Origin of the sequence: Pseudoalteromonas sp. M58, from assembly GCF_042604605.1 — a bacterium.
GTDB classification, from domain to species: domain Bacteria; phylum Pseudomonadota; class Gammaproteobacteria; order Enterobacterales; family Alteromonadaceae; genus Pseudoalteromonas; species Pseudoalteromonas tetraodonis.
Window position 1 is genome coordinate 3,009,019 of sequence record NZ_CP152390.1, and the last position, 25,592, is coordinate 3,034,610.

Here is a 25,592-nt window from a genome sequence, read left to right on the forward strand (position 1 = left end):
TTATCTCCCGTCGTTGAAGCGATCATTGTTAAAGCGATCATTACCACTATTAACAGTGCTGTTACGTGACGTATTTACCTTGTTACGTAAATCGTTAATATCGCTTGAGCTAGGTAAAGCAACGCGTGTTGATGAACCCTGTTTTTCCATGATTTTATCAAGTGGTAAATACATCATGTTGTTACCGCCCTTAACGTCAACCAATATTTTAGAGCTATTACCTAATACTTCTTGCATTGCGTCTATGTATAAACGCTCGCGTGTTACTTCTTTAGCTGCTTGGTATTCTGGAAGTAATTTCTCAAAACGAGCCACTTCACCTTGCGCTTCTAAAGTAATACGCTCTTGGTAACCTTCAGCCTCTTGCGTCATACGCGTTACTTGACCACGCGCACGCGGTTCAATTTCACGGGCATACGCTTCGGCTTCACGAATAAAGCGTTGTTCATCCTCTTGGGCTGCAATTGCATCATCAAACGCATCTTTAACTTCCATTGGCGGACGTGAATCCTTGAAGTTAACGTCAGTTACGATTAAACCTAAGTTATAAGGTTCGATGATTTGATTTAGCTCATCCCAGGTATTTTGACGCACAACTTCACGGCCGTTAGTCAGTACTTGGTCCATTTTTGAATGGCCAACAACATAACGCAGTGCACTATCTAATGCTTCTTCAAGGCTGCTGTCAGCGTTAGTGACACTAAACTTGTATAAGTATGGGTCGATTACTCGATACTGTACTTCAAACTCAACGCTTACTACGTTTTCATCTTCAGTTAGCATAAAGCCTGATGCTGATAACGAACGAACAGCTTCGATATCGACTGGAATAACCGTCTCAACAAAGGTCATTTTCCAACGCAAGCCTGGATCTGCAATTCGGTCAAACTTACCAAATTGAAGAACGACACCGCGTTCAGCTTCTTTCACCGTATAAATACCGCTTAACGCCCACACAATGGCAGCGATAATAAGTACAAATGAAATACCGGCTCCGCCAAGTCCACCGCCGCTACCATTGCCGGATTTTTTACCGCCAAATAAGCCGTTAAACTTGTTACTGAATTTACGGAACACCTCGTCTAAATCAGGTGGGCCTTGATCACGTCCGCCTTTGTTATTCCACGGATCTTTGTCATTGCCATTATTACCCGGTTCATTCCAGGCCATAGCTATACTCCATTGTTATCTAAATAAATTCGGAAATTGTGTTAAATCTAACAAATCTTATGCATTTCTTATACTAAAACCGACATTAATCTTTCAGTTTTTAGTCGCAGCTAATAAAACTTTCAATCTCTGGGCCAAAATCTTTAATCAAACGATTCCACTCAATCATAGGTAATCGCACATCTAGCAACCAATTACCTTGCTCATCAAAACGTTCGTTATGTACTGCACTTAAGTTAAATAAAGATGCTCTTAAACGTCCATACTGAGGAGCCAGTATTAAAGTTTCACTCAACATCTTTTTAGCTAGTAGGTCACTAATAGCCTCACTTAGCAGCTCGCAACCTTCACCTGTTTTTGCTGATAACCATACCCTTATAGGTTGGCCTTCGTCATCGCGATCAATACGTGGGGTTACATCATCCAGCGCATCAATTTTGTTGTATACAAGTAATTGCGGTACATCATCAGCTTCAATTTCTTTGAGTACTTCTTGTACCTGTTCAATATTTTCTTTTCGACGAGGGTCGGCTACATCTATCACGTGTAATTGTAAATCAGCCTCTCGCGTTTCTGTCAGCGTTGCTTTAAATGCAGCCACTAAGTCATGCGGTAAGTGGCGAATAAACCCTACAGTATCCGCTAAAATAACCGAACCAACATCGCCAATATCTAATTTGCGTAAGGTTGGGTCTAGTGTTGCAAACAACTGATCAGCGGCATACACATCAGAATTTGTAATACGGTTAAATAAGGTTGATTTACCCGCATTAGTATAGCCCACTAAAGAAACCGTTGGGATCTCATTACGAGTACGTGCTCGTCTACCTTGCTCACGTTGTACGCCAACTTTAGCCAAACGGGCGCGTATATTTTTAATACGTGCACGTAATAAACGTCGATCGGTTTCTAACTGCGTTTCACCAGGACCACGTAAACCAATACCGCCTTTTTGGCGTTCAAGGTGGGTCCAACCTCGGATTAAACGAGTCGACATATGACGAAGCTGCGCTAACTCAACTTGAAGTTTACCTTCGTGAGTACGTGCGCGCTGAGCAAAAATATCGAGGATAAGTGTGGTTCTATCAAGCACCCGACATTGGCAAACACGCTCTAAATTACGTTCTTGAGACGGACTTAACTGATGGTTAAAAATGACAACATCGGCATTGTGGATTTTGACAATTTCAGCTATTTCTTCTGCTTTGCCGGTACCGACAAATAGCTTCGGATGTGGTGCTTGACGGCTGCCTTGCACAACCGCCAAACTACTAACACCAGCAGAAGATACCAACATTTCTAATTCGTGGAGATCTTCACGATCCCCCTCTTTAGGTAAGTCGATATGGACTAAAATTGCCTGTTCGCCAGATTCATAGCGGTCAAACAAGCATTACGCTCCTAATTTAAAAGTTTCCAGCTTCAGGTTCTTCAGTGTCTTCATTTCCCTGAACACCTTGGAAGTTGACTGCGCGTGCAGGTACAACTGTAGAAATTGCATGTTTATACACCATTTGGTTAACAGTGTTTTCCAGCAAAATTACAAATTGGTCAAATGACTGAATTTTACCTTGTAATTTTATGCCATTTACCAAAAAAATTGATACTGGAATGCGCTCACGGCGTAGTGCATTTAAAAATGGGTCTTGTAACGATTGGCCTTTTGCCATGTTATTATTCCTTCGTTCTAGGTGTTATTATAATTAAGTGGCTGAACTGATTTAACAAAGATAAATTTTGTCCAACTACTACTAGCTTAGCGAACTTACTACACGATGCAAGTTTTCTTCATCACCTGTTGTTAACCATGTAACATCAGGCCAGCTTCTTAACCACGTTAATTGACGTTTAGCCAATTGACGTGTGGCTGCAATGCCGCGAAAAATCATTTCATCATGATCAATTTCACCCGCAAGGTAATCCCACATCTGTCTATAACCTACACAACGAATAGAAGGCATATTGGGATGTAAATCCTCACGTAGATATAGGGTCGAAACTTCTTTTTCAAACCCCTGTTCAATCATTATTTTAAACCTTTCTTCAATTCGATGATGTAATTCACTGCGATCATCGGGTGCAATTGCAAATTGATGAAAAGTATAGGGTAATGCTGGCTGCTTTTGCTTTTGCAATTCAGTCATCGTTTTACCTGTTATACGGTAAACTTCCAAAGCACGATTAATTCGCTGCGAATCATTTTCACTCATCTTTTGTGCGGCTTGCGGATCAACTTTAACCAGCTCTTTGTATAAATAAGGCCAGCCATGCTCTTTAGCTTGTGTTTCTAGTTCGGCTCTAACGTTTGCATCGGCCTCAGGTAATGGCGACAACCCATCAATTAGCGCTTTGAAGTACATCATTGTACCTCCAACCAATACAGGCACTTTACCTTGTTGATGAAATTTATCAATTTTTTCTATAGCATCACGTCTAAAATCAGCAACCGAATACGTTTCACTCGGATCAAGTAAGTCAATTAAATGATGTGGGGCACGAGCTAATTCGTCGGCATCAGGCTTAGCCGTACCAATATCCATACCTTTATAAACAAGCGCAGAATCAACGCTAATAATCTCAGTATTTAAATACTCACACAGTGAAATTGCCAATGCTGTTTTACCAGCAGCGGTTGGGCCCATTAAAAATATGACCGGTAAATTACTCAACACGAATACCTTAATTAAATTGCGTTAGATAAGAGTTTAGATCTATTTTAACTGCTTTTTCTCGCAAGCGTTCAATTGTTTGCGGATTATTTTGTAAGCGCGCTTGCTGCTCTAAAAAGGCATTGCTCGCATAGAACCGTGCGGGAATTATATTTACCTGCCATTGTAGCCATTCATCAATACTTGCTAACTGAGCCTTACATCCCTCAAGCAATGCATCTATTGCAGCACTTACATCTAATAAGTACAGACTTGTAGGCAACTTCTTTACCATAACAAACTGCTTTTCTATTAATAACTCAAAACCTAGTAAGGTAAACCAAGACTGCTGAGCAGCAAGAAGCGCCGTGTCTTGTTTTGATACGTTGACACGCACAGGCAATAGGAGTGCTTTACCTTCAAGGCTGCCGTGCTCTTTTATTTGTGTATGCCAATCATCCGCTAATGCGTATTTAAAGTGTGAACAATAAAGTTGATTTTCATTATTGAACACGCAAACGCCCTTTTCAATGCTTATTATATCGACAGTGCGCAGTGCTGTATCTGATACTTGCGTCTCATTAGATTGTAGAAATGCTGACGCAGTATCAAAGTGCTGCGCTTGTTGCTCATTCACGCCCTGATAAAACGCATTCACATCATGGTAATTTTGGCTTTCAATACGCACCTGTCTACCCGCACCTTGACGACTGCCACTATAAGAGGCATTACTTGTAGATGGCGAATGACTTGGTTGTAATGACGACTTAGGATAATCAAAAAGTTCACTATTGGTCGTGTGTTCTTGGTTAAACGATGTAACCGGTGATTGATGCGTGTGAGCGGCTGGCGAATTAACAAACTCAGCTTGAAGTGGCACCACAACTTGTTTGATAGCTTGTAAAATAAAGTCATGTACCAAACGACCTTGATGAAAACGTACCTCATGCTTTGCCGGGTGCACGTTAACATCCACTTGGCGTGGGTCTATATCAATGTAAATCACAAATCCGGGAAGTTCTTGCTCGCCACTGACCTCTTCAAATGCTTGACGAATAGCATGCAGAATAAGTTTGTCGCGCATCATACGATTATTGACATAGGTATACTGAGTAGTATTAGCCGATCCAACTGGCAATACCCAACCGTGTAGTTGCAACCCAGCCTCACCCGATTGAATATGCAACCCTTGCTCAGCAAACGCTTTACCCGCCACTTGTGCGACTCGCGTAATCGCTTGAGCGGGATCAGTTTTAGCGCGATACTGGCGCACCACTTTTTCATTATGGGTTAATGTAATTGATACATCAAAACGGCTCAGCGCAATACGCTTAATAAGCTCATCAATATGACTAAATTCGGTTTTTTCAGTGCGTAAAAACTTACGTCTCGCTGGGGTGTTAAAAAATAAATCTTTAACTTCAATTGTGGTACCGCTAGGGTGAGCAACCGGCTTTACCTCTACGGCCATATCTCGGCCTTGTGCAAAGGCTTGCCACGCAGCTTCTTGATTTTCGGGTTTAGAGCTTAAGGTTAAGCGAGATACCGAACTAATAGATGCTAAGGCTTCCCCCCTAAAACCAAGAGAACAAATATTTTCTAGGTCGTCTAGGGACTTTAGTTTACTGGTTGCATGGCGAGAGAGCGCTAATGTGAGCTCATCCTTTGCAATACCCGCTCCATTGTCGCGAATACGAATTAACTTGTGGCCCCCGCGTTCAATATCTATTTGAATACGTGTCGCGCCTGCATCAAGGCTGTTTTCTACTAACTCTTTAACCACCGATGCGGGACGCTCAACAACTTCACCCGCCGCAATTTGGTTTGCTAAGCGCGCAGGTAATATTTCAATACTCATAACAACCTTAAATGTGTGCGCTTTTAAAATTAACTCTGAGGAATATCAAGTTCCTGACCAATAAATAGCGTATTTGAACTGAGCTTATTAACTTGTTTTATTTTACTGATACTCACGCCATATCGACCTGCCAACATGCTCAGTGACTCACCAGGACGTACTTTATGTTTTGTTGGATACTGAGACTTTAATGACGCAAACAGTGAGTCGTCAGGCGGGTTACGTAAATAGTAATTTTTAATTGAGGTAAACATGGCTTTAGCTAAGCGCTCTTGATGATTGGCACTTTTAAGCAGTCGCTCTTCACGTGGATTAGAGATAAACCCAGTTTCAACCAAAATAGACGGAATATCTGGCGACTTTAATACTGCAAGGCTGGCATGTTGCGGCTCTTTTTTATGAAGTTTAGCCACCTTTCGTAGCTCTTTAACTACTTCCTCAGCCACGTTTAAGCCGGTTTTCATGGAGTGATCCATCGACATATCAAGCAAGGCTTGCGCTAAGTACTTTTCATTTGCAGCATCTTTAATTACATCGGCAGCACCGCCAAGTAACTCAGAGTGTTTTTCTTTATCCTCAATCCATTTACCAATTTCTGAATTGGCACGTCGCAGCGACAACACCCAAACAGAAGCACCATTTGGCCCAGGGCTGGTAAACGCATCTGCATGAATAGAAACAAAAAAGTCTGCTTTTTTCTGACGTGCGCGGTTGGTACGTGTATTGAGTTTTACAAAGTAATCGCCACTGCGAACCATACGCGAAATCATGCCTCGCTCAGCATCAATCATCCGCTCTAAACGCTTGGCAATTTGCAGTGTAATGTCTTTTTCGTAAGTGCCTGACGGGCCAATGGATCCAGGGTCTTCACCGCCATGCCCTGCATCAATAGCAATTACAATATCGCGCTCTTGGCTTAATTGGCGTTTTTTAGCCGCCGTTTGCGCAGGGGTAATTGCACCTTTAGCTTGGCTTTTATCGTATAAATCGACCACCAATCTATTTTTATAAGGGCCTGTGGGGGCTAGTGCAAATATAACTGGTTTAACTGGCCCATTTAATTCAAACACTAAACGCACGCTGTGTTTATTTTTAGGTTTCGAGTAACGTAACTTACTAACAATTTGGTGTTTTGGTGGCACACCTGGCAATGTTTTCAACTCATCAGTGTTTTCTAAATCAACCACTAAACGGCTTGGATTTTTTAGCATAAAGTAGCTGAAATCGGGTTTATCGTCGAGATCAAACACCACCCGGGTGCTATCAGGGGATGGCCAGACACGCACACTATTAATAGTGTTTTGCGCCCACAATGGCAAGCTCACTGTAAAAACCATGAGGTAAATAAAAAGTTTAACTAAACCACGACTCATTTTGATAATCACTGCCTTAACTATTTTATTATCTATTATTTAGTTTTTCGACAATTGCTACACCACGCTCACTAGCACTGTTAATAACAATTTTACGCTCATCACCTACATAACTTAGCGTAGCATTTAGATCGGGAACAGGAATAAATTCTCCGCCTTTTTCCGGCCACTCAACAATACAAGTTGCCGTTTCTGAAAAATAATCACGAATTCCCATAAATTCAAGCTCTTCTGGGTCACCTAATCGGTATAAGTCAAAATGATAGACATTGCCACGCACAAGCTCGTAAGGTTCAACAAGTGTATAAGTGGGACTTTTAACCTTACCTGTATGACCAAAACCTTGCACTATACCGCGAGTAAATGTCGTTTTACCGGCCCCCAAATCACCATGCAAATAAATAACTGCGCCCTGTTCTATTATGGCAGCTAATTTATTACCCATAGCAACAGTGGCATTTTCATCGACTAAATGAAAATCAAAACTACACGACATGATTACCTCAAAATTTACGAAAAGCGCATATTTGTTAATCATACCAGATTATTTATTTAAGGTGATACTGCCTCTTTTTTAAAGATAAAAAAACCGGCCTGAGCCGGTTTTTAATTAGCATAGACTTTACAGCCCTAATTTCTTCTCAAGGTAGTGGATATTTGTACCACCGTTTTTGAAGTTTTCATCTGCAAGAATGCGTTTATGCAATGGCGTATTCGTTTTAATACCGTCGATTACCAACTCATTCAATGCATTACGAGCGCGAGCAATAGCAACATCACGGTTTTCACCGTAAGTGATCAGCTTACCAATCATAGAATCGTAATGTGGCGGTACCGTGTAATCAGCATAAATATGGCTGTCCCAACGAATACCTAAACCACCAGCTGGATGAAAGCGAGTGATTTTACCTGGTGATGGAATAAAGGTTTCAGGGTCTTCAGCATTAATACGACACTCAATAGCGTGGCCACGAATAACAACGTCGTCTTGAGTGAATGATAATGGCTGACCAGCGGCAATTTTTAGCTGCTCTTTGATTAAATCCACACCGGTAACCATTTCAGTCACTGGGTGTTCAACCTGAATACGGGTATTCATTTCAATGAAGTAAAACTCGCCGTTTTCGTATAAAAACTCAAACGTACCTGCACCACGATAACCAATTTCGATACACGCACGTGTACAACGCTCACCAATGAACTTACGTACTTCTGCAGTAATCCCTGGTGCTGGCGCCTCTTCCACTACTTTTTGGTGGCGACGTTGCATTGAACAATCACGCTCACCTAGATGAACCGCGTTACCTTGACCATCGGCCAATACTTGCACTTCAATGTGGCGTGGGTTTTCAAGGAATTTTTCCATGTAAACCATGCTGTTGCCAAAGAACTGCTTAGCTTCTTGCTGCGTAAGCGCAATCGAGTTGATTAACTCAGCCTCGTTGCGTACAACACGCATACCACGACCACCGCCGCCGCCAGCTGCTTTAATAATTACCGGGTAACCAATACGCTTAGCAATTTGCATGTTGCGTTCTTTATCATCCGATACCGGACCATCAGAACCTGGCACACATGGAACACCGGCTTTACGCATCGCTTCGATAGCTGATACTTTGTCGCCCATTAGGCGAATAGTGTCGCCACGAGGACCAATAAATACAAAGCCACTTTGCTCAACTTGGTCGGCAAAGTCGGCATTTTCAGCAAGAAAACCATAACCTGGGTGAATAGCGACCGCATCAGTTATTTCAGCTGCGGCAATAATGCGTGGAATGTCTAAGTAACTTTCAGTTGCTGCTGGTTTACCAATACAGATGGTTTCATCTGCTAGTAATACGTGCTTAAGATCGCGATCCGCCGTTGAATGCACAGCAACCGTTTTGATCCCAAGCTCTTTGCAGGCGCGCAATATACGAAGTGCAATTTCACCTCGGTTTGCAATGACTACTTTATCTAACATGAGAGTTGGCCTTTTACGTTGCGCTATTATTCAATGATGAATAAAGGTTGATCAAATTCTACTGGCTCGCCGTTTTCTACTAAAATAGCTTTTACTGTACCGGCTTTATCTGACTCAATTTGGTTCATCATTTTCATTGCTTCAACGATACATAATGTGTCGCCAACTTTAACCTGTGAACCGACTTCAACATATGCTGGCGCTTCTGGAGAAGCTGCTGCGTAAAAAGAACCTACCATAGGTGATTTAACTTGGTGTCCTGTAGGACCTGCCGCTGGTGCTTCAGACTCTGCTACAGGTGCTGCTGGTGCAGCCGCAGGAGCGGGTGCTGGAGCATATTGCTGTGGAGCAAATTGCGCGTATGCAGGGCCGGCACTCATGTTGTTACGGTTAATACGTACTGATTCTTCACCTTCAGTGATTTCTAGTTCTGCAATACCTGATTCTTCTACTAATTCAATTAGTTTTTTGATCTTGCGAATATCCATAAACGACCCGCCTATTAGTTTGTTAGTTTAAATTTAGTTTGAGTTTTGCAATCGGCTCACCGCTGCATGTAAAGCAGCGTGATAGCCCATTGCACCTAATCCACAAATAACGCCTTGCGCCACATCAGAAAAATAAGAATGATGGCGAAACGTTTCACGTGCATGCACATTACTTAAATGCACTTCAAAAAACGGAATATCAACGCTTAGCAATGCATCACGTAATGCGACGCTTGTGTGCGTAAATGCTGCAGGGTTAATAATGATGTAATCAACCGCTTGCCAAGCATCATGAATGCGTTCAATGAGCGCTTGCTCACTATTACTTTGAAAATGCGTTAACGCCACATCTAAACTATTAGCAGCGCTGTTTAACTCGCTCATAATATGCTCTAAAGAGTGCGAACCGTACTTATCGGGCTCACGCTTTCCTAGCATGTTTAAATTTGGGCCATTTATAACTAAAATCTTTAATTTTGCAGCCATAATACGCGATATATCCTATAAGTAATGAGTTAAGCGGTTACTAACTAATTTTTCACTAAAAAGTAAGCTGAAAAAAGTAAGATAGCAACAATTTCTCACGTTAACCAACTATTATAGTGATTTCGAAGTAAATAGCAGCAAAATACTGGTCTAATCTCTATTTTGGGGACGTATCTTAAGGGGGAATAATGGCACAACATTAACAATCATGTTGTGCCATATAGAATGGTTATTCAGCGCTGGCACGCACTGCAGCAAGGTGCTTAGCGAAATCATCCGCATTTAAAAAGCCAGTGACACGTTGTGCACTTAGCTCTTCACCTTGAGTATTAAAGAATAAAATACTCGGTAAACCAAACACTGAATATGCTTCCATTAGCTCAATTGTTTCATTATCGCTTTGAGTTAAGTCAATTTGAATCAGTTGGTAATGGCTAAACTCACTTTGTACTTGCGGGTCGGGAAAGGTGTAATGCTCAAACTCTTTACACGCTACACACCAGTCAGCGTATAAGTCCACCATAACCATGCGCCCTTCGCTATTTGCTTGTGATACGGCTTGTTTAAGCTCGGCTAAATTGGCAACGTGTTTAAACTCATTGCTTTGCGAGGTTGTTTGTAAACTCACGGCTTGTGTTGGCCAAAAATAGTTTTGGGTTAAATTAAAGCCAGTAAGCATCAATAAAACAGCCATAAACCACAATAAGGTTTTTAATTTGCCTTGAGTTTGGGCGCTTTGCCAATAGTGGAAATAAAGCGCTGTGGCGATAGCTAATAAGCCTGCCATAAGCATAATAATTTCAATATCTATAATGCGCTCTAGCAAAATAAGTGGCACAACTAACATAATAAAACCAAATAAGGTTTTAACTTGTTCCATCCAGCTGCCAGCTTTCGGTAATAGCTTACCTCCCGATGTACCTAATAATAACAGCGGTAGCCCCATACCTAAACTCAGTACGTAAAGTGTTAGCCCGCCGACTAGGTAATCGCCGCTTTGTGCCACAAATAATAATGCGGCTGATAAAGGCGCTGTAGTGCAAGGAGATGCAATAAGCCCTGATAAAACCCCCATCAAGAACACCCCAATATAGTTACCGCCTTTTTGGTTGTTGCTCACTTGGGTTAGCTTGTTCATCATGCCGCTGGGTAACTTTATTTCGTACCAACCAAACATCGACATAGCCAGCAGTACAAACAATAAGCTAAAGCTAATTAATACATATGGATGCTGTAAATAGCCTTGCACTTGCCCGCCTAACGCAGCAACCACAAGCCCTAATGCTGCATAGGTAACCGCCATGCCTTGAATATAAACAAATGATAGGGCAAATGCTTTTTTAGTAGACAGGTTCTTTTGACCCGCAATTAAGCTAGATAAAATAGGGAACATCGGAAATACACACGGTGTAAATGCCAAACCCACACCCACGGCAAAGAAAATAGCTAAGTTAACCATTAAGCTTTGGCTAGCTAACTGCTCTGTAAATGTGAGCTCTTTATCAGGTGTTGATGCAGTTGCTGGTTTTTCTGCAGATTGGCTAAGTGCTGCAAATTCACTGCTTGCTGCGGTATTGTCATTAGTATTAGTTTCACTTGCCAGTACACTTAATGGAATGCTGATGATTTCAGGTGGATAACACAGCCCTGCTTTTGCACAGCCTTGATAACGCACCTTAACAACGCCATCTTCACTCACATTACTTAGTTTGCTGATAACGCTAAGAGAATTAAAAAACACCTCAGTTTTGCCAAAAAATTCATCTTCAATTATTTCACCAGCGCCCAACTCAGGCACATCAATGCTGGCACCTTTGGCAATAATTTCTATTTTATCTTTATATAGGTAATAGTCATCAGCGATATCCCAACCAACAAATAACGTACTTCCTTGCTGGTCAAAATCAAATACAAACGCTTCATTTACCGGTAAAAATGTGTGCTGAGTCGGTTTAAGAAAATCATCAAGGGTATTTTGTGCTGCCCAAGCAGGCGCCATTAATACGCTTAATAAAAAAAATAAAATAAAGCGCATTAATGAAGCACCTCATCCATCCAATTAAAGTAAGCCAAGTTACCCGTTGCTACATCAACAACTTGTATTTCTGGTACTTCGTAGCTGTGAAGATCTTTTAAGGTTAAAAATACATCGTTCATTTTGTCAGCCTTAGTTTTAATTAGCAGCTTTACTTCAGTTGCTTCAGCTACTTCACCTTCCCATATGTAAATAGAAGTCATGGCCGGTAAAATATTTACACAAGCGGCTAATTTCTTTTCAATTAGCGCCATAGCCAATAAACGGGCTTCATCGTTATCTTTGCAAGTGGTAAAAATAAGTTTAAATTGCGTTGTCATAGTGAACCTTTACTTGTTTACGGGGGTCTAGCCCCATAGTAGCTGATAGCGGGTATAATGTGTAGACACGAACTCTGTCTGCATTTTGGGTCTTTGCAGTAAATTGATTTAGACCCGCTACCTATAACTTTACTAACATTAACGTTTATTACTTACTCTTATTAGCTTGAAAATAGACCCGACAACCCTCACTTATATTTCATTAGCACCTTAATAAGTGTCATTTTTTTAGAGAGTCTTATGTTTAGAATTTTATTTTTGCTGTTTATCATCATCCCTATTATTGAAATTGCCTTACTAATTCAGGTTAGTGACGTGATAGGTGGCTTTGCAACAATCGCTTTAGTGGTACTAACCGCCATTGTGGGTGCAAAAATGGTGAAACAGCAAGGAATGGGCGCACTACAAAACGTACAAATGCAAATGGCTCAAGGGCAAATGCCTGCTAAAGAATTGTTTACCGGTATTTGCGTAATTATTGCAGGGGTACTTTTATTAACCCCGGGCATTATGACGGATGTATTTGGCTTACTGCTTCTTACCCCTGCTATTCGTAACAAATTAGCTGCAGGACTTGCTAGTCAAGCAACTGTAAGAATGAGCGCCAGCATGCATCAAACTGGCACTTCAGGGTTTTCGCAAACTCATCAATCAATGCATCACGAGCAAGATGAAAACCGCCCTAAGACCATAGATGGTGAATACGAGCGAAAAGATTAAAAATTTATCATTTTTTCTCTTGGAATTTTTCACTCCACCCCCATTAATGAAAGCAAATTAGATACACTTTTTTCTGTACTGTTCAGAAACTGTTAGGAGAACTAAAAACATGAACATTCGTCCTTTACAAGATCGCGTAATCATCAAGCGTCTAGAAGAAGAAACCAAGTCTGCTGGCGGTATTGTATTAACTGGCTCTGCAGCTGAAAAATCAACTCGCGGAGAAGTTGTTGCCGTAGGTAATGGTCGCGTTTTAGAAAACGGTGACGTTCGAGCATTAGAAGTGAAAGCCGGTGACACTGTGTTATTTGGCTCATATGTTGAAAAAACAGAAAAGATCGAAGGTCAAGAGTACCTGATCATGCGTGAAGACAATATTTTAGGCATTGTAGGCTAAACCTACTTTTCGTTTAACACACATTTTAAGAATTTAGAGGAAATTAAACATGGCAGCAAAAGAAGTACTGTTTGCAGGCGACGCACGTGCAAAAATGCTAACTGGCGTAAATATTCTAGCAAATGCAGTAAAAGTAACATTAGGCCCTAAAGGTCGTAACGTTGTATTAGACAAATCATTTGGCTCTCCAGTGATCACCAAAGATGGTGTATCTGTAGCAAAAGAAATCGAACTTGAAGACAAGTTTGAAAATATGGGCGCACAAATGGTTAAAGAAGTAGCGTCTAAAGCAAATGATGCTGCTGGTGACGGTACCACTACCGCAACTGTGCTTGCTCAGTCTATTGTAAACGAAGGTCTTAAAGCAGTTGCTGCGGGTATGAACCCAATGGATCTCAAGCGCGGTATTGATAAAGCAATCATTGCTGCAGTTGCAGAACTTAAAGCGCTTTCTGTTCCATGTGCTGATACTAAAGCGATTGCACAAGTAGGTACTATTTCAGCTAACTCTGATAAAGAAATTGGTGAAATCATTGCTGATGCAATGGAGAAAGTAGGCCGTAACACTGGTGTTATCACCGTTGAAGAAGGTCAATCACTTGAAAACGAACTAGATGTTGTAGAAGGCATGCAGTTTGACCGTGGTTACTTATCTCCATACTTTATCAACAACGCTGAAAAAGGCGCGGTTGAACTAGATAACCCATTTATCTTACTTGTAGATAAAAAAATATCTAACATCCGTGAATTATTACCAACATTAGAAGCGGTTGCTAAAGCAAGTAAACCTCTACTGATTATCGCAGAAGACCTTGAAGGTGAAGCGTTAGCGACACTGGTAGTTAATAACATGCGTGGTATTGTAAAAGTATCAGCGGTTAAAGCACCTGGCTTTGGCGATCGTCGTAAAGCAATGCTACAAGATATCGCGGTTTTAACTGGCGGTACTGTGATTTCTGAAGAAATCGGCCTTGAGCTTGAAAAAGCAACGGTTGAAGACTTAGGTACAGCTAAACGTGTAGTAATCACTAAAGACGATACAACAATCATTGATGGTGCTGGTGAAGAAGACGGTATTAACGGCCGTGTTGCACAAATCAAAGCACAAATTGAAGAAGCGACTTCAGACTACGATAAAGAAAAGCTACAAGAGCGCATGGCTAAATTAGCTGGCGGTGTTGCAGTAATCAAAGTAGGTGCCGCTACTGAAATTGAAATGAAAGAGAAAAAAGATCGTGTTGAAGATGCATTACATGCAACTCGCGCAGCGGTTGAAGAAGGCGTAGTACCAGGTGGTGGTGTTGCATTAGTGCGTGCTGCTAGCAAATTAGCAGACTTACTAGGCGATAACGAAGACCAAAACCACGGTATTAAAGTGGCACTTCGCGCGATGGAAGCACCACTTCGTCAAATCGTTACAAACGCAGGCGACGAAGCATCTGTTGTGATTAACGCAGTGAAAGGCGGTGAAGGTAACTACGGTTACAACGCAGCCACTGGCGAATACAACGACATGATTGAAATGGGTATCCTAGATCCAACGAAAGTAACCCGTTCTGCATTACAGTTTGCTGGATCGATTGCCGGTCTAATGATCACCACAGAAGCAATGGTCGCTGAAATTCCTAAAGAAGAAGCGGGCGCTCCTGATATGGGTGGCATGGGCGGAATGGGTGGTATGGGCGGCATGATGTAATCATCCCCTCACACACCTAGCTCAAATAAAAACCCAGCTTCGGCTGGGTTTTTAGCAATAGAGATAAAATAAATTCACTAAGACAACAATAAAATTATCTCAGTGTATTCCAATGCAACTGAGTTCCTGCAAGCTATACCCAGAGTAAATTTTATTTAACATGATTAAGGATATTAAGTTGAATACTAAACCTGAAATAATCATCTCATCACTGGATGCAGATCGATTGTATGCGCTAATGGAATCGTTACCTGCGAACAGTTTTGCGGGTGAAAAAGAACTTGAAGCAGAACTTGGTAGAGCTAACATAGTGGAGCCACACGAAGTTCCCTCAACCGTGGTAACCATGAATTCAACAGTGAACTTTGTTGTTGAATCTACAGGTGAGGAGTTTACTTTAACGCTTGTTTACCCGAAGAATATTGACTCAAGTGGCAACAAAATATCAATCTTAGCCCCTGTTGGTAGTGCATTACTTGGCCTTTCACAAGGAGATCAAATTGAATGGCCAAAGCCAGGCGGAGGGTTAATAACAGTAACTATTAAAGAGGTAACTTATCAACCAGAAAGAGCTGGCGAGCTTCATAGATAGACTTTTAAATCCTCACAATTTTAAATTAATAAACAAATTTATATAAAAAATCCAAGCAAGGCTTGGATTTTTTTATTGAGTTACTGCTGACTAATATCGTATAGCCTTTGTGCTTGACTATTAGAGGCTTTACTTACTTCTCTAAAGTCTTCGGCATCGGCGGCATTTTGCCCTGATATTTCTCGGATCCGTTCCGCTAGTTTTTTAACATTGACGGTTACTTGAGCCTGTTCTTCAGTGGCTACGGCAATACTTGCTGAGCGCCCTTTAATGTCGTTAAATGCATCGACTATATTTTCATATTGCGTGCGTGTTGTATTTGAACGATCATTGACCACTTCTGAGAACTCTCGGCATTCTTGAATAACACTGACTCCTTTTGCAGCCGCTTGTTGTAACTGACTTATCATGGTTTCAATTTCACCAGCTGATTGTTGCGTTCTTTGTGCCAGTGTTCTAACTTCATCAGCAACGACCGCAAACCCCCTTCCAGAATCACCAGCACGAGCAGCCTCAATAGCAGCATTAAGCGCAAGCAAATTAGTTTGCTCAGAGATATTCATAATCACATCTAATACCGAACCAACCTGCTGTGAATCTTCAGAGATTTGTGATATTGCATTGGACGACTCAGTTAGTTTATTGAACAACAGCTGGATAGATTCTGCGTTTTGTTCAATAACATTAAATCCAGAGTTTACAAGATCTGATGACTTAGCGGTAATATCTGCAACGCCACCAATATCTTCTGATGCCGATGAAGCCGCTATCGACATTTCATTGATAGCCGTGGCTAACAGTTCATTTTCTTGCATTAGTTCATGTGCGCGTTGCTGACTATTACTACTCAAGTTATCAATAGATTCAGCATTGTTTTTTACTGAGGCCGCCTCTTCTTTAATCAGCCCAAGAATTTTAATAAGATGATCACCGTAATCATTAATTGCTTCGCAAAGATGACTCATTTCATCATCCCCCGATATTGGTAATTTAGAATCTGTTTGCCCTTGCATTAATGACCTAACTTGCGCCGAAGTCTGCTCTATTTGCTCAACTAATCGCTTACCAAAGACTAATAATGCCGATATAAATATAACAATGAGTACAATGAATGAACCATACAAATAATATGTCAGCGTATTAGCTGCTTTTTTTGCAATCGCTGTTGGGATTATCACGCCAGAGCGCCACTTTTGCTCCGGCAGTGAGAATGTCACTAGAATTGAGCTATCCCCCTTTATGACACCAGAACTAAACTCTGCTACGAGTCTATCTTCATTTTTCAAGGCGTTAACTAAAGGCTGTAAAGAGCTATCTTTACTTACAGCTTGTGAAAAATTTAGCATGGCTAAATTCGTATCTCTAAATGCAGGAATAGAAACAAACTGCTGCGCACTATCAATAATAAAACTGTAGGTACCGGTTGCTTGGTTTTCAGCAAGTAGTGACTTTTCAATATGAGAAAGCTCTATATCTAAAGTAGCGACTCCCCAAAACTGATTATTACGCTCAATTTTAACGGAACAAGTTACCATAGGCACATTCGAGACTGCATCAACATAAGCCTCAGACCAAACACATACGCCTGGTTGAGCGTTAGCAGCACTTGTATACCAGCTTTCTTGTTGATATGGACTGCTATCAGCTTGGTTGTAGTCATCTAATAAAGTGTATTGACCATTATCGCCCTTAGCCCAAAACAAAGATGCCCTTTGTGCTGATGCATCTAACATATTTGGCTCTGGCCATATTCCACCACCGGCAATACCTGTACCACTAGCAATTAACGGTGCCAAATTTTTAATAAATTGATCTTTATCAAGGGGAAGTGTTTGAGCAACAACAGATAAGCTTTTAGTTAATGCTGCACTTTTTCCTAAATCCTTAGCAAATGATTCTCCGATTACTTTAGCCTGTAACTTAGCTGCAGAAATAGCTTCATTTTTTATAATTGGCGTTATCACCCATTGCATAATTACGGTTAAAACGAGCAAAGAGAAAACGATAAGTAATAAGCTTCCCGCATACATTTTTTTCTGTATTAACATTTTTAACCTCAGTTACAACCAAACAGCGTTAACTAAGTATAAGAAGGTTAATGGATTTATCAAAAAAAGAACAAAATTAATATGAATGCTTTTATCTTATGGTTTTATATTATTAATTAACCGCCTCACTATACAAAACAGATCGCTAGGTAGCATACCTCGCTCTCCATTTTTTTGCCCAGCAATATCACCCGCTTTAGCATGCAGTGTAACACCATAGCAAGTCGCCTCAGCACAATCTAACCCTTGAGCAAGTAATGCCCCTACAATACCAGTAAGAACATCACCGCTACCGCCAACAGCAAGCGCAGGGCTTCCTTCTTCACAAACCCAAGTATGCTTACCATCGGCTATTAAAGTTCCTGCGCCTTTTAAAACACAAACTGCTGAGTAACGTTTAGCACATTGTTGAACATAGCTGAACCGATCAGACTCTATCTCCCCAGTCGACACCTTTAATAATCGAGAGGCTTCGCCCGGATGCGGGGTAAGTACACACCGCGTGGGCATTTTCGGTGAAGCTTGTTTAGCGAGTAAATTAAGTGCATCAGCATCAATAACTAAAGGCATATTATTATGTGTACAATACTCAATGACTTGATTAAAGGTATTTTGCGCCCATTCGTCTTGTCCAAGGCCTGGGCCAATAACAGCACAGCTTGCCCACTCCAATGCGTGTTGCAAGTTATTACTACTTACCATAAGCTCTGGTCGGCCAAAACTGACTGGCATAATTGAGCTTTCATGGGTATACACTCTGACCATTCCAGCACCAGCTCTAAGCGCTGCCTCGCTTGTTAATCTGATAGCACCTGCCGTTCCTTGATTCCCACCAATACACAGTAATTTTCCATAACTACCTTTATGACTATTCAGAGCACGTGGGCCTAAGCCTTTAAAACTATTGATATTAATAAGCTTACCCGATGGGCTCGCTAATTCTACGAATAGCTCACCAATAGCCAAGTCATCAAAGATAAGCTCACCAACATACTCTTTACCTGCAGCCGTTGTTAACCCTTGTTTTACCCCTACAAAAGTAATTGTTTTAGTGGCTTTAATTGCAATGCCTAAAGGTTGGCCTGTATCAGCATTTATACCTGATGGCACATCAATACTGAGTATTGGTTTAGTGCTTTCATTCGCCGCTTTAATTATAGTGGCAACATTATCGCGTACCGTATTTTCAAGACCAGTGCCCAGTAATGCATCAATGATTACATCACACTCATCGAGTGCATCAGCGCTAAAGTTACAAATTTCACCACCGGCATCAATCCAGCGCTTTTGTGCTATTGCAGCATCGCCGGTTAATTCTTTATTTTCATCTACGGCACACACCACTACATGTCTATCGGCTTGCTTAATAAGGCTAGCCGCAATATATCCATCTCCTGCGTTATTGCCACTCCCTACGAGTACTAGAGTCTGCTGTGCATTGAATGATTTCCAATTTAAAAATGCGGCATGCCCCGCTCGTTCCATTAGGGTAAACAGATCACAACCACTGGCTTTTGCAGCATTACACTCATGCTCTCTTATTTGCTGTGCTAAATATACGAATTGCTTAACGCTGGAAGATGAAGGTAATAACGACATGATAGGCTCTATAAAAATAAGTGTTGATTAAGTAGACTTTGGGCTCATTGGTTTTTTTTCAAGTAAGATCAGAAATGTATCAATCAGAATAAGGGCGCAACCCCCTTATTTGAGTATTTATTACCAATTTATACCAATTCGCTTAATTAAGCGGTCTATTTTGAGGCAGGAAAAACGGGGTGATAGCTAGGCAAAAAATTCGCTATTTAGTTGTTCTAAATGAGAATTTTTTAACACAGGTAGCGGCACGTTTAGCCCCGCAAAATTATTGAGTATTATTGCGGATTGGTATTATATGGATTTGCTACCTGATACCGATACGTTATTCTTAGCGACAACGCAGTAGCATGTTGTGGTACCTACAGCGGTAGAGTATGTATTAGGCTCTAAGGTGGTGGTCGTCGCGTTCTTTTACCCATAGGTTTCGAGATACTCAACCCATGATACAGTGGTCAAGTTAACGCTGTGCAGCTGATAGCTGACGGCTTATAACTAATATTTTCACTTTCCTACAGACGTAAAAAAGCTCGACTATTGCTAGTCCGGCTTTCTTTAATTTGGAGCCTGGTGATGTCGTAGTGCCCACAGCGGTAGAGAGCCACATAGCAAATGCGACACTATCTTTGTGCCGATGCGGCCTTGTGTGAGGCTTGCCTTCGCGCTGTTTTGTTTGATGTATAGGAATACGAATGCCGTGAAGTACAGGATGTACGAGAGCGGCCACTAATGAGTTCGGCATGGGCTCTTGGTTTTTTTATTAAATCCCAAACAGCAAAAAACCCGCTACATTGCTGTAACGGGTTTCTCTTATTTGGAGCCTGGTAATGTCCTACTTTCACATAGCAAATGCTACACTATCATCGGCGCTGTTTCGTTTCACTACTGAGTTCGGCATGGGGTCAGGTGGGTCCAAAACGCTATTGTCACCAAGCAAATTTGGTGTAAGGTCGTTTAATCGAGCTTACTAAAATTTGGAATTCTGATAATAAAGTCTTCAAGTATCTACTTTAGTTATATTAACTTCTTCGCTTAAACTATCACATAAAACGCGTTTGGCGTTGTATGGTTAAGCCTCACGGGTAATTAGTACAAGTTAGCTTAATGGCTCACACCACTTCCACATCTTGCCTATCAACGTTGTAGTCTTCAACGGCCCTTCAGAGACTTTAAAAGTCTAGTGAGAACTCATCTCGAGGCCTGCTTCGCGCTTAGATGCTTTCAGCGCTTATCAGTTCCGAACGTAGCTACCGGGCAATGCCATTGGCATGACAACCCGAACACCAGCGGTTCGTTCACTCCGGTCCTCTCGTACTAGGAGCAACCCCTCTCAATTCTCAAACGCCCACGGCAGATAGGGACCGAACTGTCTCACGACGTTCTAAACCCAGCTCGCGTACCACTTTAAATGGCGAACAGCCATACCCTTGGGACCGACTTCAGCCCCAGGATGTGATGAGCCGCCGACATCGAGGTGCCAAACACCGCCGTCGATATGAACTCTTGGGCGGTATCAGCCTGTTATCCCCGGAGTACCTTTTATCCGTTGAGCGATGGCCCTTCCATTCAGAACCACCGGATCACTATGACCTACTTTCGTACCTGCTCGACGTGTCTGTCTCGCAGTTAAGCTGGCTTCTACCATTACACTAACCGTACGATGTCCGACCGTACTTAGCCAACCTTCGTGCTCCTCCGTTACTCTTTGGGAGGAGACCGCCCCAGTCAAACTACCCACCAGGCACTGTCCGTAACCCCGATTCAGGGGCCAACGTTAGAACATCAAAACTACAAGGGTGGTATTTCAAGGACGACTCCACAAAAACTAGCGTCTCTGCTTCTAAGTCTCCCACCTATCCTACACATGTAGGTTCAATGTTCAGTGCCAAGCTGTAGTAAAGGTTCACGGGGTCTTTCCGTCTAGCCGCGGGTACACAGCATCTTCACTGCGATTTCAATTTCACACTGAGTCTCGGGTGGAGACAGCGTGGCCATGGTTACACCATTCGTGCAGGTCGGAACTTACCCGACAAGGAATTTCGCTACCTTAGGACCGTTATAGTTACGGCCGCCGTTTACCGGGGCTTCGATCAAGAGCTTCTCCGAAGATAACCCCATCAATTAACCTTCCGGCACCGGGCAGGTGTCACACCGTATACGTCATCTTGCGATTTTGCACAGTGCTGTGTTTTTAATAAACAGTCCCAGCCACCTGGTCACTGCGGCTCCAATCAGCTTAGAGAGCAAGTCTCATCACCAATCGGAGCGTACCTTCTCCCGAAGTTACGGTACGATTTTGCCTAGTTCCTTCACCCGAGTTCTCTCAAGCGCCTTAGTATTCTCTACCTGACCACCTGTGTCGGTTTGGGGTACGATTCGGTATAATCTGAAGCTTAGAGGCTTTTCCTGGAAGTATGGCATCAGCAACTTCATCACCTTGGTGACTCGTCTCGTGTCTCAGCCTAACAGCCTAACAGCAACCCGGATTTACCTAAGTCACTAGCCTACACACTTTCACATGGACTACCATCGCCATGCTTGCTTAGCCTGCTCCGTCCCCCCATCGCAATTATACCAAGTACGGAAATATTAATCCGTTTCCCATCGACTACGCCTTTCGGCCTCGCCTTAGGGGTCGACTTACCCTACCCTGATTAACATGGGATAGGAACCCTTGGTCTTCCGGCGTGCGGGTTTTTCACCCGCATTATCGTTACTCATGTCAGCATTCGCACTTCTGATACGTCCAGCATACCTCCCGGTACACCTTCAACCGCTTACAGAACGCTCCCCTACCACTCAAAATAAATTTTGAATCCGCAGCTTCGGTGCATAGTTTAGCCCCGTTACATCTTCCGCGCAGACCGACTCGACCAGTGAGCTATTACGCTTTCTTTAAAGGATGGCTGCTTCTAAGCCAACCTCCTGGCTGTCTGGGCCTTTCCACATCGTTTCCCACTTAACTATGACTTTGGGACCTTAGCTGGCGGTCTGGGTTGTTTCCCTCTTCACGACGGACGTTAGCACCCGCCGTGTGTCTCCCGGATATTACTTTACGGTATTCGGAGTTTGCAAAGGGTTGGTAAGTCGGGATGACCCCCTAGCCTTAACAGTGCTCTACCCCCGTAAGTATTCGTCCGAGGCTCTACCTAAATAGATTTCGGGGAGAACCAGCTATCTCCCGGTTTGATTAGCCTTTCACTCCTAACCACAGGTCATCCCCTAACTTTTCAACGTTAGTGGGTTCGGTCCTCCAGTTGATGTTACTCAACCTTCAACCTGCCCATGGCTAGATCACCGGGTTTCGGGTCTATACCTTGCAACTATTCGCCCAGTTAAGACTCGGTTTCCCTACGGCTACCCTAATCGGTTAACCTCGCTACAAAATATAAGTCGCTGACCCATTATACAAAAGGTACGCAGTCACCCAACAAGTGGGCTCCTACTGCTTGTACGTACACGTTTCAGGTTCTATTTCACTCCCCTCACAGGGGTTCTTTTCGCCTTTCCCTCACGGTACTGGTTCACTATCGGTCAGTTGGGAGTATTTAGCCTTAGATGATGGTCCACCTATATTCAGTCAAAGTTTCACGTGCTCCGACCTACTCGATTTCACTTAAAATGCGTTTTCATGTACGGGACTATCACCCTGTATCGTGGCACTTTCCAGAGCCTTCCATTAACACATAATAAGCTTAAGGGCTGTTCCGATTTCGCTCGCCGCTACTATCGGAATCTCGGTTGATTTCTTTTCCTACGGGTACTTAGATGTTTCAGTTCTCCGCGTTCGCCTCGTTAACCTATGTATTCAGTTAACGATACCTGCAAGCAGGTGGGTTTCCCCATTCGGAAATCCTAGTCTCAAGTGCTTTTTACTAGCTTGACTAGGCTTATCGCAAGTTAATACGTCCTTCATCGCCTCCAACTGCCAAGGCATCCACCGTGTACGCTTAGTCACTTAACCATACAACCCAAACGGGTCTTTGTTTTGTGACAGTTTAACTTCGCCAGAAGTTAATATTGAATACTAAAGTAGATACCAATCAACAAACGTTAAACGTTCATTAAATGGCACTGAATGATACTGCTATCATTCTTTTTTACTTTTGAAAACTCTGTACAAATACACTGTATTCATACGAATTTTATTATCAGCTTTTCCAAATTTTTAAAGAGCATATTAATTAGCAAACTCAAAGAGCAAACTAACTAACAATCATCTGTGTGGACACTACGAACAAATAAGTTCTAAATCGTATAAGGAGGTGATCCAGCCCCAGGTTCCCCTAGGGCTACCTTGTTACGACTTCACCCCAGTCATGAATCACTCCGTGGTAAACGTCCTCCCGAGGGTTAGACTATCTACTTCTGGAGCAACCCACTCCCATGGTGTGACGGGCGGTGTGTACAAGGCCCGGGAACGTATTCACCGCGTCATTCTGATACGCGATTACTAGCGATTCCCGACTTCATGGAGTCGAGTTGCAGACTCCAATCCGGACTACGACGCACTTTAAGTGATTCGCTTACTCTCGCGAGTTCGCAGCACTCTGTATGCGCCATTGTAGCACGTGTGTAGCCCTACACGTAAGGGCCATGATGACTTGACGTCGTCCCCACCTTCCTCCGGTTTATCACCGGCAGTCTCCTTAGAGTTCTCAGCATTACCTGCTAGCAACTAAGGATAGGGGTTGCGCTCGTTGCGGGACTTAACCCAACATCTCACAACACGAGCTGACGACAGCCATGCAGCACCTGTATCAGAGTTCCCGAAGGCACCAAACTATCTCTAGTAAGTTCTCTGTATGTCAAGTGTAGGTAAGGTTCTTCGCGTTGCATCGAATTAAACCACATGCTCCACCGCTTGTGCGGGCCCCCGTCAATTCATTTGAGTTTTAACCTTGCGGCCGTACTCCCCAGGCGGTCTACTTAATGCGTTAGCTTTGAAAAACAGAACCGAGGTTCCGAGCTTCTAGTAGACATCGTTTACGGCGTGGACTACCAGGGTATCTAATCCTGTTTGCTCCCCACGCTTTCGTACATGAGCGTCAGTGTTGACCCAGGTGGCTGCCTTCGCCATCGGTATTCCTTCAGATCTCTACGCATTTCACCGCTACACCTGAAATTCTACCACCCTCTATCACACTCTAGTTTGCCAGTTCGAAATGCAGTTCCCAGGTTGAGCCCGGGGCTTTCACATCTCGCTTAACAAACCGCCTGCGTACGCTTTACGCCCAGTAATTCCGATTAACGCTCGCACCCTCCGTATTACCGCGGCTGCTGGCACGGAGTTAGCCGGTGCTTCTTCTGTCAGTAACGTCACAGCTAGCAGGTATTAACTACTAACCTTTCCTCCTGACTGAAAGTGCTTTACAACCCGAAGGCCTTCTTCACACACGCGGCATGGCTGCATCAGGCTTGCGCCCATTGTGCAATATTCCCCACTGCTGCCTCCCGTAGGAGTCTGGGCCGTGTCTCAGTCCCAGTGTGGCTGATCATCCTCTCAAACCAGCTAGGGATCGTCGCCTTGGTGAGCCATTACCTCACCAACTAGCTAATCCCACTTGGGCCAATCTAAAGGCGAGAGCCGAAGCCCCCTTTGGTCCGTAGACATTATGCGGTATTAGCAGTCGTTTCCAACTGTTGTCCCCCACCTCAAGGCATGTTCCCAAGCATTACTCACCCGTCCGCCGCTCGTCAGCAAAGTAGCAAGCTACTTTCTGTTACCGCTCGACTTGCATGTGTTAGGCCTGCCGCCAGCGTTCAATCTGAGCCATGATCAAACTCTTCAATTAAAAAGTTTTTTGTCTTTCGACAGCTCAATGAATTCTGAATTTATTTAATATCTTTCGATATTGAATTGACTGTGCTGAATAATTACCTAAGTAACTATTCTGTTGGTCACTCAGTTCAATTGAGACTCTAAATTTGCTTGCCTCACTACCTAAGTAGCTTGGCTGTTAGAACTCAATCTGTACGAGTGCCCACACAGATGATTGCTTTATATTGTTAAAGAACGTTGCGATTAAAGCGCTTAACTTTATCTCGCTAGGGCTGCGCATATTACGCTTTCCTATTTTTTTGTCAACACTTAATTTTGTTAAACTTGAAAGTTTTCGAAACTAAGTTTTACTCGACTCACTGAGTAGCTCGTGCCTCGCTATGCGTTGCGCTCTGCCGTCTCAGTGGGGTCGCATTATAG

18 protein-coding genes and 3 rRNA genes are annotated in these 25,592 nt (G+C 42.8%); 4 read left to right on the forward strand and 17 right to left on the reverse strand.

The features are described from left to right. The 12 genes from hflK to cutA all read right to left on the reverse strand — a co-directional run bounded on the left by hflK (position 1) and on the right by cutA (position 12,341). Positions 1-1,170 (reverse strand): FtsH protease activity modulator HflK, encoded by a 1,170-nt coding sequence (gene hflK / locus AAGD16_RS13815; RefSeq protein WP_013466024.1) that lies wholly within the window; start codon positions 1,168-1,170, stop codon positions 1-3. Between the two features lie 100 nt (positions 1,171-1,270). After that, positions 1,271-2,560 carry a ribosome rescue GTPase HflX gene (hflX, locus tag AAGD16_RS13820; protein WP_013466025.1) on the reverse strand — a complete coding sequence of 430 codons (1,290 nt, stop codon included), beginning with the start codon at positions 2,558-2,560 and terminating at the stop codon, positions 1,271-1,273. A 16-nt stretch (positions 2,561-2,576) separates the two neighbouring features. Continuing rightward, positions 2,577-2,840 carry an RNA chaperone Hfq gene (gene hfq, locus AAGD16_RS13825; protein ID WP_013466026.1) on the reverse strand — a complete coding sequence of 88 codons (264 nt, stop codon included), beginning with the start codon at positions 2,838-2,840 and terminating at the stop codon, positions 2,577-2,579. Between the two features lie 81 nt (positions 2,841-2,921). Beyond that, positions 2,922-3,839 carry a tRNA (adenosine(37)-N6)-dimethylallyltransferase MiaA gene (gene miaA, locus AAGD16_RS13830; RefSeq protein ID WP_028835550.1) on the reverse strand — a complete coding sequence of 306 codons (918 nt, stop codon included), beginning with the start codon at positions 3,837-3,839 and terminating at the stop codon, positions 2,922-2,924. A 10-nt stretch (positions 3,840-3,849) separates the two neighbouring features. Next, complete coding sequence (mutL, locus tag AAGD16_RS13835; RefSeq protein WP_368485108.1) at positions 3,850-5,676, reverse strand: DNA mismatch repair endonuclease MutL; 1,827 nt, start codon at positions 5,674-5,676, stop codon at positions 3,850-3,852. Positions 5,677-5,705: 29 nt separating this feature from the next. Then, positions 5,706-7,049, reverse strand: coding sequence for an N-acetylmuramoyl-L-alanine amidase (locus AAGD16_RS13840; protein WP_024601933.1), 1,344 nt, complete (start codon positions 7,047-7,049; stop codon positions 5,706-5,708). A gap of 28 nt (positions 7,050-7,077) precedes the next feature. Then, entirely contained in the window at positions 7,078-7,545 is a 468-nt protein-coding gene (gene tsaE, locus AAGD16_RS13845) for a tRNA (adenosine(37)-N6)-threonylcarbamoyltransferase complex ATPase subunit type 1 TsaE (protein ID WP_013466030.1), read from the reverse strand. A gap of 126 nt (positions 7,546-7,671) precedes the next feature. Beyond that, complete coding sequence (gene accC / locus AAGD16_RS13850; protein ID WP_013466031.1) at positions 7,672-9,012, reverse strand: acetyl-CoA carboxylase biotin carboxylase subunit; 1,341 nt, start codon at positions 9,010-9,012, stop codon at positions 7,672-7,674. A 26-nt stretch (positions 9,013-9,038) separates the two neighbouring features. Next, positions 9,039-9,500 (reverse strand): acetyl-CoA carboxylase biotin carboxyl carrier protein, encoded by a 462-nt coding sequence (gene accB / locus AAGD16_RS13855; RefSeq protein ID WP_024601932.1) that lies wholly within the window; start codon positions 9,498-9,500, stop codon positions 9,039-9,041. A 33-nt stretch (positions 9,501-9,533) separates the two neighbouring features. Then, complete coding sequence (aroQ, locus tag AAGD16_RS13860) at positions 9,534-9,986, reverse strand: type II 3-dehydroquinate dehydratase (protein ID WP_013466033.1); 453 nt, start codon at positions 9,984-9,986, stop codon at positions 9,534-9,536. A 229-nt stretch (positions 9,987-10,215) separates the two neighbouring features. Then, positions 10,216-12,021: a protein-disulfide reductase DsbD gene (locus AAGD16_RS13865; RefSeq protein ID WP_377112482.1), complete on the reverse strand. Its 1,806-nt coding sequence runs from the start codon at positions 12,019-12,021 to the stop codon at positions 10,216-10,218. Then, positions 12,021-12,341, reverse strand: a complete 321-nt coding sequence (cutA, locus tag AAGD16_RS13870) for a divalent-cation tolerance protein CutA (protein WP_013466035.1) — start codon at positions 12,339-12,341, stop codon at positions 12,021-12,023. The genes AAGD16_RS13865 and cutA overlap by 1 nt, the downstream gene beginning before the upstream one ends. Positions 12,342-12,581: 240 nt before the next feature. Here cutA and AAGD16_RS13875 point away from each other — a divergent pair, with 240 nt between their 5' ends. The 4 genes from AAGD16_RS13875 (at position 12,582) to rnk (ending at position 15,746) form a co-directional block, all read left to right on the forward strand. After that, on the forward strand, positions 12,582-13,061 hold the full coding sequence (locus tag AAGD16_RS13875) for an FxsA family protein (RefSeq protein WP_013466036.1): 480 nt from the start codon (positions 12,582-12,584) through the stop codon (positions 13,059-13,061). A 109-nt stretch (positions 13,062-13,170) separates the two neighbouring features. Beyond that, a complete protein-coding gene (locus AAGD16_RS13880) occupies positions 13,171-13,458 on the forward strand; it encodes a co-chaperone GroES (protein ID WP_008113511.1) in 288 nt (95 codons plus the stop codon). A 49-nt stretch (positions 13,459-13,507) separates the two neighbouring features. Further along, positions 13,508-15,154, forward strand: coding sequence for a chaperonin GroEL (gene groL / locus AAGD16_RS13885; protein WP_013466037.1), 1,647 nt, complete (start codon positions 13,508-13,510; stop codon positions 15,152-15,154). Between the two features lie 178 nt (positions 15,155-15,332). Beyond that, positions 15,333-15,746 (forward strand): nucleoside diphosphate kinase regulator, encoded by a 414-nt coding sequence (rnk, locus tag AAGD16_RS13890; protein ID WP_024601929.1) that lies wholly within the window; start codon positions 15,333-15,335, stop codon positions 15,744-15,746. 80 nt (positions 15,747-15,826) lie between these two features. Here rnk and AAGD16_RS13895 read toward each other — a convergent pair whose 3' ends face one another. The 5 genes from AAGD16_RS13895 to AAGD16_RS13915 form a co-directional block, all read right to left on the reverse strand. Continuing rightward, positions 15,827-17,794: a methyl-accepting chemotaxis protein gene (locus AAGD16_RS13895; protein ID WP_377112485.1), complete on the reverse strand. Its 1,968-nt coding sequence runs from the start codon at positions 17,792-17,794 to the stop codon at positions 15,827-15,829. A 96-nt stretch (positions 17,795-17,890) separates the two neighbouring features. After that, positions 17,891-19,393, reverse strand: coding sequence for an NAD(P)H-hydrate dehydratase (locus AAGD16_RS13900; protein WP_377112487.1), 1,503 nt, complete (start codon positions 19,391-19,393; stop codon positions 17,891-17,893). A gap of 816 nt (positions 19,394-20,209) precedes the next feature. Then, positions 20,210-20,324 (reverse strand): 5S ribosomal RNA (gene rrf, locus AAGD16_RS13905). A gap of 131 nt (positions 20,325-20,455) precedes the next feature. Then, a 23S ribosomal RNA gene (locus AAGD16_RS13910) occupies positions 20,456-23,354 on the reverse strand. 294 nt (positions 23,355-23,648) lie between these two features. Further along, positions 23,649-25,185 (reverse strand): 16S ribosomal RNA (locus AAGD16_RS13915). Together the 16S, 23S and 5S rRNA genes form the textbook arrangement of a ribosomal RNA operon. Positions 25,186-25,592 lie beyond the last annotated feature (407 nt).

What these genes read in the sequence shown, in the direction of transcription:
- AAGD16_RS13840 (WP_024601933.1), bottom strand. Translation starts at nt 7,049, where the DNA reads ATGAGTCGTGGTTTAGTTAAACTTTTTATTTACCTCATGGTTTTTACA.
- groL (WP_013466037.1), top strand. Translation starts at nt 13,508, where the DNA reads ATGGCAGCAAAAGAAGTACTGTTTGCAGGCGACGCACGTGCAAAAATG.
- AAGD16_RS13875 (WP_013466036.1), top strand. Translation starts at nt 12,582, where the DNA reads ATGTTTAGAATTTTATTTTTGCTGTTTATCATCATCCCTATTATTGAA.
- cutA (WP_013466035.1), bottom strand. Translation starts at nt 12,341, where the DNA reads ATGACAACGCAATTTAAACTTATTTTTACCACTTGCAAAGATAACGAT.
- AAGD16_RS13880 (WP_008113511.1), top strand. Translation starts at nt 13,171, where the DNA reads ATGAACATTCGTCCTTTACAAGATCGCGTAATCATCAAGCGTCTAGAA.
- accC (WP_013466031.1), bottom strand. Translation starts at nt 9,012, where the DNA reads ATGTTAGATAAAGTAGTCATTGCAAACCGAGGTGAAATTGCACTTCGT.
- accB (WP_024601932.1), bottom strand. Translation starts at nt 9,500, where the DNA reads ATGGATATTCGCAAGATCAAAAAACTAATTGAATTAGTAGAAGAATCA.
- aroQ (WP_013466033.1), bottom strand. Translation starts at nt 9,986, where the DNA reads ATGGCTGCAAAATTAAAGATTTTAGTTATAAATGGCCCAAATTTAAAC.
- mutL (WP_368485108.1), bottom strand. Translation starts at nt 5,676, where the DNA reads ATGAGTATTGAAATATTACCTGCGCGCTTAGCAAACCAAATTGCGGCG.
- hfq (WP_013466026.1), bottom strand. Translation starts at nt 2,840, where the DNA reads ATGGCAAAAGGCCAATCGTTACAAGACCCATTTTTAAATGCACTACGC.
- AAGD16_RS13865 (WP_377112482.1), bottom strand. Translation starts at nt 12,021, where the DNA reads ATGCGCTTTATTTTATTTTTTTTATTAAGCGTATTAATGGCGCCTGCT.
- hflK (WP_013466024.1), bottom strand. Translation starts at nt 1,170, where the DNA reads ATGGCCTGGAATGAACCGGGTAATAATGGCAATGACAAAGATCCGTGG.
- tsaE (WP_013466030.1), bottom strand. Translation starts at nt 7,545, where the DNA reads ATGTCGTGTAGTTTTGATTTTCATTTAGTCGATGAAAATGCCACTGTT.
- AAGD16_RS13900 (WP_377112487.1), bottom strand. Translation starts at nt 19,393, where the DNA reads ATGTCGTTATTACCTTCATCTTCCAGCGTTAAGCAATTCGTATATTTA.
- AAGD16_RS13895 (WP_377112485.1), bottom strand. Translation starts at nt 17,794, where the DNA reads ATGTTAATACAGAAAAAAATGTATGCGGGAAGCTTATTACTTATCGTT.